The organism is Nocardiopsis alba, from assembly GCF_000710955.1.
Taxonomy (GTDB): Bacteria; Actinomycetota; Actinomycetes; order Streptosporangiales; family Streptosporangiaceae; genus Nocardiopsis; species Nocardiopsis alba.
The window spans coordinates 236,718-254,945 of sequence record NZ_BAZE01000005.1 but is presented as its reverse complement, the minus strand read 5'-3'; the positions used below and the strand labels follow the sequence as shown (position 1 = coordinate 254,945).

The following is an 18,228-nucleotide window of genomic DNA, read 5'->3' as shown; positions in this document are numbered from 1 at the left end:
GTGAACTGGTGAGGTGAACACATCCCCGTACCGTCTCGTGCGGCGTGCCCACCGGGTGCAGCCGCCACCGGTGCTGGACGAGAACCAGCGGCTCGTGGTCGAGCATCCCGGAGGGCCGCTCCTGGTCCTCGCCGGGCCGGGGACCGGCAAGACCACCACCATCGTCGAGGCCGTCGTCGACCGCATCGACAACCGTGGGGTGGACCCCTCCCGGATCCTGGTGCTCACCTTCAGTCGCAAGGCCGCCCAGGAACTGCGCGAGCGCATCACCGGACGGCTGCGTCGTACCACCCGCGAACCCCTGGCCCTCACCTTCCACAGCTACGCCTACGCGCTCATCCGACGCGAGTTCCAGCGGATGGGCGACCTGCCGCCCCGGCTGCTCTCCGGCCCCGAACAGTTGATGGAGATCCGTGAGCTCCTCTCCTGGGAGCTGGCCGACGGCGCCCGGGACTGGCCCGAACGGCTCCAACCCGCCTTGGAGACGCGCGGCTTCGCCGAGGAGCTGCGCGACTTCATGATGCGCGCCCAGGAGCGCGGACTGGGCCCCGCCGAACTCGCCGCCATGGGGGCCGAACGCGATCGTGACGACTGGGTCGCCGCCGCCGGTTTCCTGGACCGGATGAACGGTCGCTTCGACGTCGCCCCCGTGCCCACCCTCGACTACGCGGAGCTGGTGCGGATCGCGGCCGGTCTGCTCTCGGACCCCGAGGTGCAGGACCGCGAACGGGCCGCCCACGAGGTGGTGTTCGTCGACGAGTACCAGGACACCGACCCCGCCCAGGAGGAGCTCCTGCGCGCCCTGGCCGGGGACGGCCGTGATCTGATCGCGGTGGGAGACCCCGACCAGTCCATCTACGCCTTCCGCGGCGCCGAGGTCCACAACATCCTGGAGTTCCCCGAACGCTTCCCCACGCTCCGGCGGGAGAACGCCCCGGTGGTGGCGTTGCGCACCTGCCGCCGCAGCGGCGCCGCCCTGTTGGCGGCCTCGCGCGCGATCACCCGTCGACTGCCCGCCGTGGCCTCCGCTCGCGGGCGGGTCAACGCCCACCGCGACCTGACACCCGCCGAGGGGATCCCCGACGGCGAGGTGCGTCTGCTGATGGCCGACAGCCCCACCCAGGAGGCCGCGGTCATCGCCGACCTCCTGCGCCGCGCCCACCTGATCGACGGGGTCCCGTGGTCGGACATGGCGATCCTGGTGCGCTCCTCCAGCCGGCAGTTGCCCGTGCTGCGCCGAGCGCTCACCGCGGCCTCGGTCCCGGTGGCCGTGGGCGCCGACGACCTGCCCGTGGCGGCCGAGCCCATCGTCCGCCCCATGCTCGCCCTCATCCGCTACGGCCTGCGTCCGGAGGAACTGGACGACGACGCGGCCCGCGAACTCCTGACGAGCCCCTTCGGTGAGGCCGACACCGTTCGTCTGCGCCGGCTGACCCGCGCCCTGCGCAGGCTGGATCTGGACCGGGTCCGGGAGGCGAGGGAGAACGGGGAGACGGAGGAGGCCGAACACCGCCCCTCCACCCGACTTCTGGTGGACGCCCTGCGCGACCCCGGCCGGCTCACCCTGATCGACCCCGTCATCGCCGCCCCGGCCGTCCGCGTGGCCGAGGCCCTGCGCACGGTCGGCGCGCTCGCCGCCGGCGGCTCCGACGCCGAACAGGTCCTGTGGGAACTGTGGCGCGCCAGTGGGCTGGCCGACCGCCTGCTGCGCGCGAGCCTGGCCGGAGGGCGCCGCGGCGCCGCGGCCGACCGTGACCTGGACGCCGTCGTCGCCCTGTTCGAGAGCGCCGCCCGCTACTGCGACCGGCTGCCGCCGGGGACCCCCGACGGCTTCCTGGAGGATCTGGCCGCGCAGGAGATCCCCGGGGACAGCCTCGCCGAACGCGCCCCCGACGGAGAGTCGGTGCGCATCCTCACCGCCCACCGCTCCAAGGGACTGGAGTGGGGTCTGGTCGTGGTGGCCGGAGCCCAGGAGGGCGACTGGCCCGACCTGCGGTTGCGCGGCTCCCTGCTCGGGGTCGAGGAGCTGGTCGACTCCCAGGGGCTCCACGCCGACTCGCGCGGCGCCGCCCTGGCCTCCAAACTCCTCGCCGAGGAGCGCCGTCTGTTCTACGTGGCGCTCACACGCGCCCGGCGCACCCTCTACGTCACCTGTGTGGGAGGGGAGGAGTCCGACGAACGTCCCTCCCGCTTCCTCAACGAGATGGGACTGGGCGACCCGGAGCCGGTCGGCACGGGACGGCGCTGGCTGTCGCTGCCCGCCCTGGTCGCCGACCTGCGTTCGGTGGTCACCGACCCCGACGCGCCGGGCCCTCTGCGCGAGGCCTCCGCCGCCCACCTGGCCCGACTGGCGGAGGAGGGGGTGCGGGGCGCAGACCCCTCCGAGTGGTACGCCCTCACCCCGTTCAGCGACGATCGTCCCCTCGCCGACCCGGAGGACACCATCCGGGTCTCGCCCTCCCAGGTGGAGAGTTTCACCAACTGCCAGTTCCGCTGGTTGCTCGAACGCGCCGCCGGGGCCTCCTCCGGGGACTCCGCCTCGGCCCTGGGCACCATCGTGCACGCCGTCGCGGTCCTGGTCGCCCAGGGCGGCGACGCCGAGGAGGTCGGCGAGCGCATGGACGAGATCTGGTCCGACCTCGACTTCGGCGGCCCCTGGCAGTCCGACAAACAGCGCGACCGCGCCGACGAGATGATCCGGAAGCTCGTCACCTGGGACGCCCTCAACGACCGTGAACTGGTCGTCACCGAGGAGGGGTTCAAGGTGGACGTCGGCGGTATCGAGATCACCGGCCGCGTCGACCGTCTCGAACGCGACTCCGAAGGCCGTGCCGTGGTCGTCGACATCAAGACCGGCGGTTCCAAGGCCGACGACCTGGCCCGCCACCCCCAGCTCGGCGTCTATCAGATGGCCGTGCTCCAGGGCGCCTTCGCCAAGCTCGGCCTGTTCGAGCCCGGCGGTGCCGCGCTGGTCCAGGTCGGTGCCGCCGCGTTCAGCAAGAAGGCGCGTGAACAGGTCCAGCCCCCCTTGGGCGAGGACCCCGATCCCGGCTGGGCGAAGACCCTCGTGCACGAGGTCGCCACCGGCATGGGGGGCTCCCGCTTCGCCGCCACCCGCAACATCGGATGCAACGCGTGCGCCGTACGCGCCTGTTGTCCGGTCCAGGACGAGGGCAGACATGTCTGAACCCAACCCCGCCCCCACCCCCGAGACCCCCGGCCCCCGCCCCCGTTTCAGCCCCGCCGAACTCGCCCGCCTGCTCAAGCGTCCCGAGCCCACCATCGAGCAGGCCCAGGTCATCTCGGCCCCCCTGGAACCCGGTGTGGTGATCGCCGGCGCCGGCTCCGGCAAGAGCGAGACCATGGCCTCACGTGTGGTCTGGCTGGTCGCCAACGGTCTGGTGCGGCCCGAACAGGTCCTCGGTCTGACCTTCACCCGCAAGGCCACGGCCGAGCTGGCCGAACGCGTGCGCAAACGCCTGGAGCAGCTGCGCTCCACCGAGCAGTTCCCCGAGGAGGAACTCGACGGGGAGCCCACGATCTCCACCTACAACGCCTACGCGGGGCGGATCGTGGCCGATCACGCCCTGCGCGAGGCGGTCGAGCCCACCTCGCGACTGCTCAGCGAGGGGCAGGCCTGGCAGCTCGCCGCTCGTATCGTCGGCGAGTACGACGGTCCCATGGACCACGTCGACGTCGGCGCCGACACCGTCACGCGGAGGGTTCTGGACCTGTCCGGGCAGATCTCCGACCACCTGACCACCACCGACCGGGTGCGCGGGGTGGGGCGCTGGATCCAGTCCCAGGTGGACGCCATGCGCCGCAAGCCCACGGCGCCCACCCGCGAACTGGTCTCGACCCAGCGCCGACGCGAGGAACTCCTGCCGCTGGTCGACCTGTACGACCGGGCCAAACGGGCCCGTGAGGCGATGGACTTCGGCGACCAGATGGCCCTGGCCGCCCGTATCGCCCTCAACCATCCCGAGGTGGGGCTGCTGGAACGCGGCCGCTACCGCGTGGTGCTCTTGGACGAGTACCAGGACACCAGCCACTCCCAGCTCGTACTGTTGCGCGCGCTGTTCGGCGAGGGGCATCCGGTCACGGCCGTCGGCGACCCCTGCCAGTCCATCTACGGATGGCGCGGGGCGATCGCCGCCAACCTCACCGGCTTCCCCACCGACTTCCCGGTCTCTCCGGGGAACCCGGCCCCGGTGCGGCGTCTGTCGGTCAGTTTCCGCAACGGCGCCCGCGTCCTCGACGTCGCCGAGCGCGTCTCCGAGGAGCTGAGGGCCGAGGCCGTGGACGTTCCGGTCCTGCACCCGGGCCCCGCCCGACGTGATCGGGGTACCGCCATGGCCGCCCTGTTCTCCACCGAGACGGAGGAGGCCGAGTGGATCGCCGACCAGGTCCACCGGCTGGTCAGGGCCACGGCCGACGATCCCGGCGGCCCGGTCTTCGCACCGGACGGGCGGGTCTGGCCCGACGGAGAGCTCGGTGGCGCCTCCGACGGCGCGATCGGTCCGGGCGACATCGCCGTCCTGTGCCGTAAACGCTCACAGTTCCCGCCCCTGCGGGAGGCCCTGGAGGCGAGGGACATCCCCGTGGAGGTCGTCGGTCTGGGCGGCCTCATGATGGTGCCCGAGGTCCGCGACATCATCGCGACCCTGCGGGTGGTCCACGACGCCTCGGCCGGCAACGAACTGGCGCGTCTGCTCACCGGGCCCCGATGGCGGATGGGCCCGCGCGACCTGGCGGCCCTGGGCGCCCGCGCGACCGAACTGGCCCGGCACACCCGCAGGGACCTGACCGGAGCCGCCTCAGAGGACGGCGGTGAGGACACCGACGACCTGCTGCGTCGTACCGTGCTGGACCTGACCGCCGAGAGCGGCAGCCTCGTCGACGCCGTCGACGACCCGGGGCCGGCCGAGAACTACTCCGAGGTCGCCTACGAGAGACTGGGCCGCCTGGCCGAGGAGCTGCGCTCTCTGCGCAGGCTCGTCGGCCAGCCCCTGCCCGACCTGATCACCGAGGTCGAGCGCACGCTCGGCCTGGACATCGAGGTGGGCTCCCGCACCAACCGGGATCCGCTGTCGGCCCGCGCCGACCTGGACGCCTTCGTCGACCACGCGGTCCGCTTCGTCGGCAACTCGGAGGACCCCACCCTCGGCGGTTTCCTCGGCTACCTCAACGCCGCGGAGGAGAACGAGAGCGCGCTCAGCCCCGGCGAACGCGTCGGCGGCTCCGACAGCGTCAAGCTCATGACCATGCACGGGGCCAAGGGCCTGGAGTGGCCGGTCGTGTTCGTCCCCGGCGTCAGCGGTGGCCGGCGTTCCCCGCTGTTCCCCGCCAAGGCGCGCGACCCCCTGGCCTGGCTCAAGGCCGACCACATGCTGCCCTACCCGTTGCGCGGGGACCGGGCGAGCCTGCCCGTCCTGCGAGGGGTGGAGAAGGACGACATCGCCGGATTCAAGGAGGCCGAGGAGGCCCGCCACCTGATGGAGGAGCGGCGGCTCGCCTACGTCGCGGTCACCCGGGCCTCCTACGCCCTGGTGTGCACCGGCCACTGGTGGGGGCGCACCGGCAGTACGCCGCGCGGCCCCTCGGTGTTCCTGGAGGAGATCCGCGAGGCCTGTGAGCGGGGCGCCGGACCGGTGGTGACCTGGGCGCCCCCGCCCGATCCGGAGGAGACCAACCCGCACGCCGACGAGGAGACCACGGCCGTGTGGCCGCCGGAGCCCCCGGTCGAGGCGGAGGGGTCGACCGTCGAGGTCGCCCCCGCCTCAGGGGCTCGGAACCCCGCCGAGGAGCGTCGTGCCAGGGTCCTGGTCGGCGCCGAACTGGTCGAACGCGCGCGTCGGAGGATCAGGGAGGGAGATCGGGTCCTTCCCGAGAACGCCCCCGAGGTGCTGCGTCGCAGGCTCAGGGGCTGGGAGCGCGACACCGAACTGCTGCTCGCCCACCGCGACCGCGCCGCCTCGGGGCCGGGGGAGGGGCCCGTCCAGGTGGAACTGCCCGACCACCTGTCGGTCTCCTCGATGGTCTGGCTGGCCCGCGACCCCTCGGCGCTGGCCCGACAGATCCGGCGACCGCTCCCGCGACCGCCCGCCCCGCACACCCGGCGGGGGACGGCCTTCCACACCTGGTTGGAGGGGCGTTTCGGGCAGAACGCCACCCTGCTCGACGAGCTTCCCGGAGCCGCCGACGAGACCGCCGGCGAGGACGAGGACCTGGCCGAACTCCAGCGCATGTTCGAAGCGAGCGAGTGGGGTTCGCGTGTGCCGCTGGAGGTGGAGGTGCCCTTCGAGACGGTCATCGGCGACCGTCTCGTCCGAGGGCGCATGGACGCGGTCTTCCACGACCCGGAGACCGGCACCTACGACGTGGTCGACTGGAAGACGGGACGCCCACCGGGCAACCGGGCCGAACGCCACGCGGTGGGGGTGCAGTTGGCCGCCTACCGGCTGGCCTGGGCCGACCTGGTCGGGGTGCGGCCGGAGGAGGTCCGCGCGGCCTTCCACTACGTCCGGGCCGACGAGACCGTCCGTCCCGTCGACCTGCTCGACGCGGAGGGGCTGGCGGCCCTCTTCACCGCCCTGCCCGAACCGGAGTGAGCGGCGGCGGGGAGACCACTCCCCGCCGCCCCGAGGTCTCAGACCACGCCGAACACGAAACCGCCCGGGGATTCGATGTCCTCGCCGAAGAGGTACTGACGGGCCGAGAGCACGAACTCCTCCCGGCTGATGTGCTCGTCGCCGTCGGTGTCCACGTGCGCGAACCGGTTCCGCGCGTCCTCCTCACGAGCGCCGAGGACGTCCGCGTAGGTCAGGAACTCCTCCAGGGAGATCCGGTCGTCCCCGTCCTCGTCCAGCAGGTCGAAGACGGCCTCGGCCACGCCTTCGACCGCGTTGTGCCGGCTGCGGTCCTCCGACACCGCGCGCATGGCCGCCACGAACCGCTCGCGCTCCAGACGAACCCCCGTCTCGTCCGAACGTCGCAGCAGCTCCTGCCAGAGCGCCTGGTAGGAGGAGTCGAGGGCCCGGGCCTTGCGCTCCTCCGGATCCAGCCTGTAGCCGGAGATGTAGCGTTCCACGAGCCGGCGGTAGTCGTCCCAGGTGGCGACCTTGTCGTCGTCGGTGTCGAGAACGTCGAACAGGTGACCGAACCTGGCGTCGATCGCCTCAGAGGGGGTGATGGCCATGGGGTTTCCTCCCGGACTCCTTGGGGGACGGGCCTGTCCCGCCCCCGGTCCCTCTGAGTCTCCTACCACCGGAAAGGTTCCCTCGGGGCCCGAACGGGAGGATCGCCTCTCACTCGATGAGAAGCGCGTCGATCTGGCCGATGGCCTCCCGCAGTCCCTCCTCCATGCCCATCTCCATGAGCCTGCGCATGTCCTCGCGGGAGACGAAGGTCGAACGGAGCACCATCCGGGTGCCGCCGTCGTGTTCGAGGAGCTCCACGTGGGTGGTGTTGGTCAGGTTCTCGGACGGGGTCCCGTCCTCGTCCGCGAACCCGTCGACGAACTCCAGGGAGGTCGGTTCCGTTACCGAGACCACCCTCCACCAGCCGCGATGTCGGTCCCCTCCGGGGCCGGTCATCAGATAGGTGACGGAGCCGCCCGGGCTCAGGTCGTGCTCCTCCACGGTCGCGGGGTAGGTCGGCGGGCCCCACCAGCGCTCCAGACGACGCGGGTCGGCCCACAGCCGCCAGACCTCCTCGACGGGGGCCGGATAGTCCGCGACCACCGTCAAGGTGAGGTTCTCGTCGTTCCTTTCGACACCGGTGATGGCCATGTGTTCGTCTCCTCACGTCGATGTTCCTGAGGCCGGAGTTTCCCGAGCGACCTTTCTCGAATCCCTCGAACGCACCAAGGTCGGGGCGAGAACGCGGCCGGGGCGGCCGGTCGGTCCCTCTCCGTTCACCCGGACGTTCACCGGGCTGGGGGAGAATGCCCCGCATGTCGGTGACAGGTATCCCTCAGGACGGCGGGGCCCCGGTACGTGCCGGGGTGCCCGAACACGGTCGCGTGCCCAAGTACTACGCGGTGCGCATACTCCTCACCGAGCTGGTGGACGGGTTGGGCGAGGGGGAGGCGCTGCCCACCGAACGGGAGATGACCGAGCGCTTCGGCGCGGCGCGGGAGACGGTACGACAGGCGCTGCGCGACCTGCTCCTGGAGGGACGGTTGCGCCGTCGAGGACGCGGCACCGTCGTCGCCGGACCCAAACTCGAACAGCCCCTGTCCCTGGCCAGCTACACCGAAGGCGTGCGCAGGCAGGGCCTCGACCCGGGGAGGACCCTGGTCGACCTGCGCAGCTGGCCCTGCCCGGGACCCTTGGCCGAGGAACTGGGCCTGGTCGAGGGGGAGCCGATCTGGCACATGGAGCGGGTGCTGTGGGCCGACGACGAGCGGGTCGGTCTGGAGTCCACCTACATCGCGGTGGAACGCGTACCCCGGCTGGACGTCGACTTCGACCCCGACTCCAGCTTCTACGCCTACCTGGACGAACGGGTGGGCACGGCGTTCGCCGACGCCGACGAGCGGTTGGAGACGGTCCTGGCGACCCCGCGCGAGGCGCTGCTCATCGGCACGCCTCCGGCCCTGCCGATGCTGCTCATCCACCGACTCTCCCGGGACGCCCGGGGCCGTCCCCTGGAACGGGTGCGCTCCCTCTACCGGGGCGACCGGTTCAGCTTCACCACCCGTCTGACCGGTGCCGACGGAACCTCCGGCTGATCTCGGGGACACGACCCGGACCGTTCGATAACGGAAAGATAACGTGTCTGGTCCAGAGTTCGAAGGCGGTTCACCCGGATGTCCCCGGCGGTCATCGAGCGCTCCACCCGCGCCCGAGAACCTCGGGGCATGCGAGTGATCATCGTCGGTGCCGGCGTTCTCGGCACCATGCACGCCTGGCAGGCCCTCTCCCGAGGGCACGAGGTCGTCCACATCGAACGGGAGGCCGCCGCGCGAGGCGCCTCGGTCCGCAACTTCGGTCTGGTCTGGGTCAGCGGCCGTTCCTCCGGCCCCGAACTCCAGACCGCGCTGCGCGCCCGCGAGCTGTGGGAGGAGATCGGCGAACGGCTTCCCGGTCTGGGCTTCCGCCCCTCCGGGTCGCTCACCGCGCTGACCACCGAACACGAGCTCGCCGTGGCCGAGGCCGCGGTCGAGGGCCCCGACGCGCATCTGCGCGAACTGAGCCTTCTGGCGCCGGACCGCGTTCGCGAGGTCAACCCCGCCCTGCGCGGCGACCTCCTCGGCGCCCTGTGGTGCCGACGCGACGCCCAGGTCGAGCCCCGCGTGGCCCAGGCCGTACTCCAGGCCGAGCTCGCCCGCAGCGACCGCTACACCCTGCTGACCGGACGCGAGGTCCGCGACCTCCCGGCGCCCGGCACCGTCCGCGACGACCACGGCGACCTTCACCACGGCGACCAGGTCGTGCTCTGCACCGGTGCCTGGCTGGGCGGGCTGGTCCGCGAACTCGTCCCCGATCCGCCCGTGCGCCGGGTCCGCCTCCAGATGATGCAGACCGCGCCCTTGGGCGAGACCCTCACCACCTCGGTCGCGGACGCCGACAGCTTCCGCTACTACCCGGCCTACCGGGGACCGGCGCTGGACGCCCTCGGAGCCGAGCAGCCCCAGCCGCCCACCGCCCGGGACCACGCCATGCAGCTGTTGATGGTCCAGCGCGCCGACGGCTCCCTGACCATCGGCGACACCCACGAGTACGAACACCCCTTCTCCTTCGACACCGTCGAGGACCCCTACGAACACCTCACCGGGGTGGTCGAACGGCTCCTCGGTCGTCCCCTGCCCCCGATCCGCCGACGCTGGGCCGGCGTCTACGCCCAGTGCCTCGACCCCGACGCGGTGGTGCACCGCGCCCCCGTCGCCGACTCCGCCTGGCTGGTCACCGGCCCCGGCGGACGCGGCATGACCTGTTCCCCCGCCATCGCCGAGACCACCGCCGACGAACTGGGATGGTGACCATGAACGACCACGGAACCCGCACCGGAGCGCTCCTCGACCCTCGACCCTCCCGGATCGAACTGGTGGTCCTGGACATGGCCGGGACCACCGTCGCCGACGACGGCCTGGTCGAACGCGCCTTCGGAGCCGCGCTGCCCGACGCCACCGACGAACAGCTCGCCTACGTACGCGCCACCATGGGCGAGTCCAAGATCACCGTCTTCCGCCACCTCACCGGCGGAGACGAGGAGCGGGCCCACGCGGCCAACGCCGCCTTCGAGGCCGCCTACGCCCGCCTGGTCGACGAGGGCCACTGCGCGCCTCTGCCCGGAGCCGAGGACGCCCTCCGCCGGCTCCGGGACCAGGGCCGCGGGATCGCCCTGACCACCGGCTTCGCCAGGGACACCCAGGACCGGATCCTCGCCGCCCTGGGCTGGAACGACCTCGTCGACCTCGCCCTGTGCCCCTCCGACGTCGACGGGCGCGGCCGCCCCCACCCCGACATGATCCTCACCGCGGCCCTGCGCTCCCGGGTCTCCTCCATGGCCGCCGTCGCCGTGGCCGGGGACACCGACTCGGACATGCGCGCCGGCCGCAACGCCGGGGCCTCCGTGGTCGCCGGGGTCCGGACCGGGGCGCACGACACCGCCACCCTGCGCCTGGCCGGGGCCGGGCACGTGCTCGACTCCGTGGCCGAACTGCCCGATCTGCTCGCGGCTCGGGAGGGCTGACCGGTGGGGATCCGTCTCGACGGGGTGAGCGTCTCCTACGGCGGCACCACCGTCCTCGACTCCCTGGACCTGACCGTCGAACCCGGAGAGTTCACCGCCCTGCTCGGTCCCTCCGGATCCGGTAAGACCACGGCGCTGCGCACCGTCGCCGGCTTCGTGCGCCCCGACTCGGGGCGGGTGCACCTGGGAGGCAGGGACGTCACCGACCTGCCTCCCTACGACCGGGGCGTCGGCATGGTGGTCCAGAGCTACGCGCTCTTCCCCCACATGAGGGTGGAACGGAACGTGGCCTTCGGTCTGCGCGCGCAGGGGGTCCCTCGGAACGAGGTGGCGTCCAGGGTGACCGAGGCGCTGGAGATGACCGGGATGGGCTCCTACGCCCGCCGCTACCCGCGCGAGCTCTCGGGCGGTCAACAACAGCGGGTCGCCATCTCCCGGGCCCTGGCCATCCGCCCCAAGGTCCTGCTGTTGGACGAACCCCTCTCCGCCCTGGACGCCCGGCTGCGGGCCGAGATGACCGACGAACTCGCCCGTCTGCACCGGGAGCTGCCCGACCTCACGGTCCTGCACGTCACCCACGACCAGGGCGAGGCCCTCACCCTCGCCGACCGGGTCGCGGTCCTGGACCGGGCCCGGCTCCGCGAGTACGACACGCCCCGCGCGCTCTACGACCGTCCGCGCACCGCCTTCACCGCCGGGTTCGTCGGCAGCGCGAACCTGCTGCCGGCCCGGCTGGAGGGGGACCGGGTGCGCGTCTGCGGTCTGGAACTGCCGGTCTCCCCGGAGGACCTGCCCGCGGGCACCGCCGACGGGGCCGGACTCCAGGTGTGCCTGCGTCCGCACCGGATCGTCCTGGGACCGGCCGAACACACCCTTCGGGGCACGGTCACCGATCTGAGCTGGCGCGGCTCGGTGCACCACCTCACCGTCGACGTCGACGGCCGGTCCGTCACCGTCGAACTGGCCGGGCACCGGACACCTCCCGGGCCCGGCGGCGCCGTCGAGCTCGGCTTCGACCGCGATGACGCGGTCCTGATCCCGGTGGGTGAGGAACCGTGAGCGCCCTCGCCCCGCCCCGGACCGCCTCCACCGCCGCGACCGGGTCTCCGTCCGAACCCGCCCCGGTCCGATCGGGGATCACCGTACCGGCCTGGGTCTGGGCGATCCCGCCCGTGGTCCTGTTGGCCCTGGCGGTGCTGTATCCGCTGGGCTCGGTGATCTCCGAGTCGTTCACCGGGCCGGACGGAGGGTTCTCCACGAGGCCCTACGTCGACGTCCTGTCCTCGACGAGGTTCCGCACCGCGCTGACCACCACGGTCCTGATCGCGGTCGGCTCCACCGTCGGATGTCTGGTCCTCGGACTCGTCCTGGCCCTGATCATCGCGTTCGTGCCCTTCCCGGGCAGCGGGTCGGCCGGTCGGTTCATCGACACCTACCTGTCGTTCCCGTCCTTCCTCATCACCCTGGCGCTGCTGTTCGTCTACGGCACCGTCGGCATGGCCAACGGGATGTGGACCGATCTGACCGGGGCCGACTCGGGCCCCTTCACCTTCCTGTCCACCCCGTGGGGCGTGATCCTGGCCGAGGTCACCTTCTTCACCCCGTTCGTGCTGCGCCCGCTCCTGGCGGCCTTCGCGCAGATCGACACCGCCCAACTGGAGGCCGCCTCCTCCCTGGGCGCGCGCCCCGCCCGCGTCGTGCGCTCGGTGATCCTTCCCGAGGCCCTCCCCGCCCTCGTCGCCGGTGGGGCCCTGGTCCTGGTGCTGTGCCTCAACGAGTTCGCGATCGTCCTCTTCACCGGGGCCAAGGACGTCGTCACCCTGCCCATGCTCGTCTACAGTTCGGCGATCCTGGAGGCCGACTACACCACCGCCTGCGTGGTCGCCACCATCAACGCGACGCTCTCCATCGGCCTCTACCTGCTCTACCGCTCCCTCACCTCACGACTGGGAGCCCCCACCGACGGAGGTCGTCGTGCTCGTCCATGACCGGCTCACCCGCAGGGCGATCCAGGCGCTCTTCGCGCTCCTGTTCCTGCCGTTGTTCGCGCTGCCGCTGGGCGTCATCGTGGCGGCCTCGTTCAGCACCGGATGGAGCGGCGCCCTGCCCTCGGGGCCCACCCTCGACAACTACGCGGTGGCGTTCGGCCCCCAGACCCTGGAGGCCCTGCGCGTCAGCGTGGTCACCGCTCTGGTCGCCAGTGTCTGCGCCCTGGTCATCGGTACCTGGGCGGCGCTCTCCGCCGCATCGATGGGGCCCAGGGGCCGCCGGATCATGGACGCCCTGTTCATGCTCCCGGTCGCGGTGCCCACCGTCGTGGTGGGGCTGGCGCTGCTGGTGGCCTTCAGCCGACCGCCGGTCCTGCTCAACGGCACCCACACGATCGTCTTCCTCGCCCACACCGTCCTGGTCACCGCCTTCGCCTACCAGTCGGTGTCGGCGGCCCTGACCCGCCTCGACCCGGTGTACGGCCAGGTCGCGGCCTCCCTGGGCGCGCGCCCGGCCCGCACCCTGTTCCTGGTCCGCCTGCCCCTGCTGCTGCCCTCGCTCGGCGCCGCCGCCGGACTCTGCTTCGCCCTGTCCATGGGGGAGCTCAGCGCCACGATGATGCTCTACCCGCCCGACTGGACCCCGCTGCCGGTCCGGATCTTCGCCGCCACCGACCGCGGCGCGCTCTTCACCGGTTCCGCCTTCGCCGTGGTCCTCATGGCCACGACCCTGCTCGTCATGTTCGCCCTCTCCCTGGTGCGCACTCGCGCCGGCCATCGCTGACCCACCCGGAGGACACACCATGCGCGTCCGCGCCCTCGCCCCCATCGCCCTGACCGCGGCCCTCGCCATGACCGGCTGCGGGGCCACCGCCGACACCGACGTCGTCACCGTCTACTCCGCCGACGGCCTGCGAGACGAGGCCGGCACCGGCTGGTTCGACCTGGTCTTCGAGGAGTTCGAGGCCGAGACCGGTATCGAGGTCCGTTACGTGGAAGGGGGGTCCGGAGAGATGGTCCAACGCGCCGATCGGGAGAGCGCCAACCCCCAGGCCGACGTGATCGTGACCCTGCCGCCCTTCATCCAGCAGGCCGACGGACTCGGCCTCCTCCAGGAGTACGAACCCGAGGGCGCCGACCAGGTGGAGACCCGCGACCCCGACGGCAAGTGGACCACGGTGGTCGACAACTACTTCGCCTTCATCTACAACACCGAGGAGCTGGACGAGCCACCGGCGACCTGGGAGGACCTGCTCGACCCGCGCTTCGAAGGGCGGCTCCAGTACTCCACGCCCGGTGTCGCCGGAGACGGCACCGCGGTCCTCATCCAGGCCATGCACCGGTTCGGCGGCCTCGACCCCGCCATGGACTACCTCGGCGAGCTCCAGGAGAACAACGTCGGCCCCTCCTCCTCCACCGGTGCCCTGGGGCCCAAGGTCGACAAGGGCGAGCTGCTCGTCGCCAACGGGGACGTCCAGATGAACTACGCCCAGGCCCGTTCCATGCCCGACCTCGGGATCTGGTTCCCCGCCGAGGAGGGCGGCGCCCCCACGACCTTCGCCCTGCCCTACACGGCGGGCCTGCTCACCGGGGCGCCCAACGACGAGAACGGACGGGCCCTCATCGACTTCCTGCTCTCCGAGGGGTCCCAGGAGCAGGTCTCCTCCGCCGCGGGCGGTTTCCCGGCCCGCGTCGACGTGGAGCCCACCGGGGAGGACGCCGAGGCCCTGGCCGAACTCATGGAGGGCGTCGAGATCTTCGAGCCCGACTGGAAGGACATCGAGGCCAACCTGTCCGAGTACCTCGACGCCTGGCGCGAGGCCACCGACGGCTGACCCGGATCGACGTTCGACGCCCCTTCTCGACGGAGGGGCGTCACCGTCCGGTTCGTCCAGGTCCTAAGGTCGATGCGGACGAGAATGTCGAGAAGAGTGAGGGCAGATGGACGCACGCGCCTATATCGAGGACCACAAGGGCGAATTCTTCACCGCGCTGCGCGAGTGGCTGGCGATCCCTTCGATCTCCGCCGACCCCGAGCGCCATGAGGACGTGCGTCGTTCGGCCCGGTGGCTCGCCGACCACCTGACCGGAACCGGTTTCCCCACGGTCGAGATCTGGGAGACGCCCGGACTGCCCGCCGTGTTCGCCGAGTGGCCCGCCGCCGACCCGTCCGCGCCCACCGTGCTCGTCTACGGCCACCACGACGTCCAGCCGGTCGACCCGGTCGAGGAGTGGGAGACCGACCCCTTCACCCCCACGGAGAAGGGCACCTCCCTCTACGCGCGCGGCGCCTCCGACGACAAGGGACAGGTCCTCTTCCACGCATTGGGAGTGAGCGCCGCCCTGGCCGTCTCCGGCGCCGACGCCCCTCCGGTCACGATCAAGATGCTGATCGAGGGCGAGGAGGAGTCCGGCTCGGTGCACTTCGCCGAGCTCATGAAGGCCAACCGTGAGCGTCTGGCCTGCGACGTCGCGGTCATCTCCGACACCACGATGTGGGCGGCCGACACCCCGTCCATGTGCGTGGGCATGCGCGGCGTCACCGACGTCGAGATCGCCCTGTACGGCCCCGAGAGGGACCTGCACAGCGGTTCCTTCGGCGGCGCGGTTCCCAACCCGCTCAAGATCATGAGCGACCTGCTCTCCGGGATGCACGACGCCGACCGGCGGATCGCGATCCCCGGCTTCTACGACGGTGTCGTCGAGGCCGGCGCCGAGGAGCGCGAGCTCATCTCCCGCCTGCCCTTCGACGAGCGGGAGTGGCTGGCCACCGCTGGCTCCACCGCCGCGTGGGGAGAGAAGGGCTACAGCACCCTGGAGCGGGTCTGGCTGCGCCCCACCGCCGAGATCAACGGCATGTGGGGCGGCCACACCGGGGCCGGCGGCAAGACCATCGTCCCCCGTTCCGCGCACGCCAAGATCAGCTTCCGACTGGTCCCCGGCCAGGAGCCGCTGGAGATCCAGGCCCGTGTCCGCGAGTACGTGGAGGCCGCCCTCCCCGAGGGGATCCGCGCCGAGCTGGAGTTCGGCGGCCCGGGCGTGCGCGCCTGCGCCTCCGACCTGTCCTCCACCGCGCTCAAGGCGGCCCGCTCCGCCATGGGACGGGCGTTCGGCAAGGAGATCCTGTTCACCCGCGAGGGCGGCAGCGGCCCCGAGGCCGACATCGCCGACATCCTCGACGCGCCCCTGGTGTTCGTGGCGGTGGGCCTCAACGAGGACCGCATCCACGCGCCCAACGAGAAGGTCGAGATGCCGCTGCTGCTGAAGGGCGCCGAGAGCGTCGCCCACCTCTGGGAGGAACTGGGCACGGCCCGGGACACCTGACCGGGCCCGACCCCGCGTACGACCACGACGAACCGTGCGTGAACCGCGCACTCCCCCCGGTTCCGCGGAAGGGGAGTGCGCGGGGTCCTCGAAAGCGTTACACCTGTCATGTCGAGTACGAACGCCGGAAGGACCCATGGACTCCGAAGCGGTACCCGCTCTTTCCCGGAACGCGGTCGATCCCGCCGGGCATCTGCGAGGCGATGAGGAATGGTCGGCCAAGGCCTGGAACGACCCGCACACGCGCGTTCTGGTCCTGGAGGGCGGTGAACCGGGAGGCTACGGCCCCGGAGCGCTCAGAGCGCGACAGACACGGGCCCTGGTCACCACGGGTCCGAACCCGAGGCTGGTCCTCACCACGCCCGACCGCGCTCCGCAGGGCGAGCGGTACCTGTTGGGCCACGACGGCGACCACGCCTACTTCGCGGTGCGCTCCCACGAGGAGGTGAGAGCGGTCACCGGGGCCGAGCCCGCCTCCCTGCGCGACGTCGGCGCGGTCCTCGACGACCGCGACACCGGGCTGTTCACCCGGGCGTTGGCCCTGGCCAACTGGAACGCCGCCCACGGCTTCTGCCCCATGTGCGGCGCGCGCACACGGATGGAACGGTCGGGGCACGTCCGGATCTGTGAGGAGGAGGGGACCGAACAGTTCCCGCGCACGGATCCGGCGGTGATCATGCTGGTGCACCGTGAACACGAGGGGCGCGAGGAGGCCCTGCTCGGCAACAATCCGCACTGGGACGCGCGCCGCTTCTCCGTGCTGGCAGGGTTCGTGGACGCGGGCGAGTCACTGGAACAGGCGGTGGCGCGCGAGGTCGCGGAGGAGACCGGGGTGATCGTCGAGGAACCGGTCTACGTGTCCTCTCAGCCCTGGCCCTTCCCGCGCAGTCTCATGGTGGGCTACACCGCCCGGGCGGTGGGGCGGACCAGTCCCACGGACGACGAGATCGCCGAGACCCGCTGGTTCACCCGGGAGGCCCTGGCCGAGGCCACCGCGGCCGGGGAGATCGTCCTGCCCGGACGGGTCTCCATCGCCCGCACCCTCATCGAGGGCTGGTACGGCGGCGAGCTGATCGACGGCCCCTGAGCCGGACACGACGGGGCCGCGGGCCGTCCGACCCCCCGTCACGGACGGACCGCGGCCCCACCGTGGCGGCTTCGCCCCGGGTCATGGCCTGCCGGAGATCCGGTCAGCCCTGTCCCGTGGCGAGCTCGTCCGGCAGGACGGTCAGCGGGCTGGTGCTGCTGTCCACCACGTCCCCGGCCAGGTCGGCGACCTTGCGCCCGCGGGAACGCGCCGAGGAGCGCAGCCGTTCGAACGCCTCCCGAGGCGGCATCGTGTGCCGCTCGGACAGGACGCCGATCGCCTGCTCCACGATGACGCGCGAGTGCAGCGCGTGCTCCAACTGGGTGATGGTGTGCTTCAGGCGTTCCACCTCCGAGGCGCCCTCGGGGGCGCGTCCGGGGGCCTGGGCACGAGGCCGGGCCCCGCCCGCCTCGGAGGTGAGGAGGTCGGCCAGCACCATGGCGCTGATCAGGTCCGGGGCTTCGCGGTCGTCGTGCCCGTCGCCCACACGCCACCCGTTCGGGGTGCGCCGTACCACTTCGGCGTCCACCGTGTCGGTGACCGCTATGTCATGAGGCCTCACGTCGTCCCCCAACTCAACACTCCCCGTCGTTTCGGGTCCGTCGGTGTCGGCCGAGTCGTTCTTCGGAGACCAGGGGTGGTCCGCCCTGAGGGAGGGCGCCCGCCGCGCGGACCGCCCCGGGCGGTCCGCGCGATCCGTCCTAGGACAGCTCGGCCAGCTTCTTCTTCACCTGAGCGAGGGACGGGTTGGTCATGGCCGTTTCGTCGCTGAAGACCACGGTGGGGACCGTCTGGTTCCCTCCGTTGACCTTCATCACGAAATCCGCGGCCTCCGGGTTCTCCTCGATGTTCACCTCGCGGCCGGTGATGCCCTCTCGGGAGAGCTGGCTCTTGAGCCGCTTGCAGTAGCCGCACCAGGGGGTGGTGTACATCGTGAACTGCTCGGTGCCCGTACTCGTCATCTCGCTCACGTCTTTTCCGTGTCGACTGTCATGGCTTGCGGGATCGGTCCCTCGGTTCCAACACCGCGGGGCCGTCACCGCTTCCCATGGCCGTTCGACACAACGTGGGACGCCTCACAAGGGCGACTGGTTCTGGGGAATGTGCGACACGGATCGTTCCGTCTCCCGG

Annotated in this window: 15 protein-coding genes; 11 read left to right on the top strand and 4 right to left on the bottom strand. The window is 71.8% G+C overall.

Going from position 1 to position 18,228, the window contains the following annotated elements; genetic code table 11:
• Positions 1-37: 37 nt before the first annotated feature.
• The gene (locus TR33_RS11725; RefSeq protein ID WP_026124804.1) at positions 38-3,187 is read left to right on the top strand and encodes an ATP-dependent helicase; all 3,150 of its coding nucleotides are present in this window, start codon (positions 38-40) and stop codon (positions 3,185-3,187) included.
• Positions 3,180-6,611 carry an ATP-dependent helicase gene (locus TR33_RS11720; protein WP_017533470.1) on the top strand — a complete coding sequence of 1,144 codons (3,432 nt, stop codon included), beginning with the start codon at positions 3,180-3,182 and terminating at the stop codon, positions 6,609-6,611. The genes TR33_RS11725 and TR33_RS11720 overlap by 8 nt, the downstream gene beginning before the upstream one ends.
• A 38-nt stretch (positions 6,612-6,649) precedes the next feature.
• On the opposite strand, the gene TR33_RS11715 is transcribed toward TR33_RS11720, so the two are convergent.
• The gene (locus tag TR33_RS11715) at positions 6,650-7,198 is read right to left on the bottom strand and encodes an EF-hand domain-containing protein (protein ID WP_017533471.1); all 549 of its coding nucleotides are present in this window, start codon (positions 7,196-7,198) and stop codon (positions 6,650-6,652) included.
• Between the two features lie 109 nt (positions 7,199-7,307).
• Positions 7,308-7,790 carry an SRPBCC family protein gene (locus tag TR33_RS11710; protein ID WP_042283105.1) on the bottom strand — a complete coding sequence of 161 codons (483 nt, stop codon included), beginning with the start codon at positions 7,788-7,790 and terminating at the stop codon, positions 7,308-7,310.
• A 155-nt stretch (positions 7,791-7,945) separates the two neighbouring features.
• Here TR33_RS11710 and TR33_RS11705 point away from each other — a divergent pair, with 155 nt between their 5' ends.
• From TR33_RS11705 to nudC, 9 genes are all read left to right on the top strand, one after another.
• Positions 7,946-8,734, top strand: coding sequence for a GntR family transcriptional regulator (locus TR33_RS11705; RefSeq protein WP_026124805.1), 789 nt, complete (start codon positions 7,946-7,948; stop codon positions 8,732-8,734).
• A gap of 135 nt (positions 8,735-8,869) precedes the next feature.
• Positions 8,870-9,985 carry a TIGR03364 family FAD-dependent oxidoreductase gene (locus tag TR33_RS11700; protein WP_036567759.1) on the top strand — a complete coding sequence of 372 codons (1,116 nt, stop codon included), beginning with the start codon at positions 8,870-8,872 and terminating at the stop codon, positions 9,983-9,985.
• 2 nt (positions 9,986-9,987) lie between these two features.
• A complete protein-coding gene (locus TR33_RS11695) occupies positions 9,988-10,698 on the top strand; it encodes a phosphonatase-like hydrolase (protein ID WP_042283234.1) in 711 nt (236 codons plus the stop codon).
• Between the two features lie 3 nt (positions 10,699-10,701).
• Entirely contained in the window at positions 10,702-11,757 is a 1,056-nt protein-coding gene (locus TR33_RS11690; RefSeq protein WP_017533476.1) for an ABC transporter ATP-binding protein, read from the top strand.
• Positions 11,754-12,686, top strand: a complete 933-nt coding sequence (locus tag TR33_RS11685) for a 2-aminoethylphosphonate ABC transporter permease subunit (RefSeq protein WP_017533477.1) — start codon at positions 11,754-11,756, stop codon at positions 12,684-12,686. Before TR33_RS11690 ends, TR33_RS11685 begins: the two co-directional genes overlap by 4 nt.
• Positions 12,673-13,470, top strand: a complete 798-nt coding sequence (locus TR33_RS11680) for an ABC transporter permease (protein WP_014911322.1) — start codon at positions 12,673-12,675, stop codon at positions 13,468-13,470. The genes TR33_RS11685 and TR33_RS11680 overlap by 14 nt, the downstream gene beginning before the upstream one ends.
• A 19-nt stretch (positions 13,471-13,489) precedes the next feature.
• Positions 13,490-14,521: a 2-aminoethylphosphonate ABC transporter substrate-binding protein gene (locus TR33_RS11675; protein WP_042283103.1), complete on the top strand. Its 1,032-nt coding sequence runs from the start codon at positions 13,490-13,492 to the stop codon at positions 14,519-14,521.
• A gap of 106 nt (positions 14,522-14,627) precedes the next feature.
• Positions 14,628-16,010: a dipeptidase gene (locus tag TR33_RS11670; RefSeq protein ID WP_042283102.1), complete on the top strand. Its 1,383-nt coding sequence runs from the start codon at positions 14,628-14,630 to the stop codon at positions 16,008-16,010.
• 136 nt (positions 16,011-16,146) lie between these two features.
• Positions 16,147-17,097, top strand: coding sequence for an NAD(+) diphosphatase (nudC, locus tag TR33_RS11665; protein WP_042283100.1), 951 nt, complete (start codon positions 16,147-16,149; stop codon positions 17,095-17,097).
• A 103-nt stretch (positions 17,098-17,200) separates the two neighbouring features.
• On the opposite strand, the gene TR33_RS11660 is transcribed toward nudC, so the two are convergent.
• Complete coding sequence (locus tag TR33_RS11660) at positions 17,201-17,626, bottom strand: ANTAR domain-containing protein (protein WP_042283098.1); 426 nt, start codon at positions 17,624-17,626, stop codon at positions 17,201-17,203.
• Between the two features lie 172 nt (positions 17,627-17,798).
• The gene (locus TR33_RS11655) at positions 17,799-18,059 is read right to left on the bottom strand and encodes a mycoredoxin (protein WP_026124808.1); all 261 of its coding nucleotides are present in this window, start codon (positions 18,057-18,059) and stop codon (positions 17,799-17,801) included.
• Positions 18,060-18,228 lie beyond the last annotated feature (169 nt).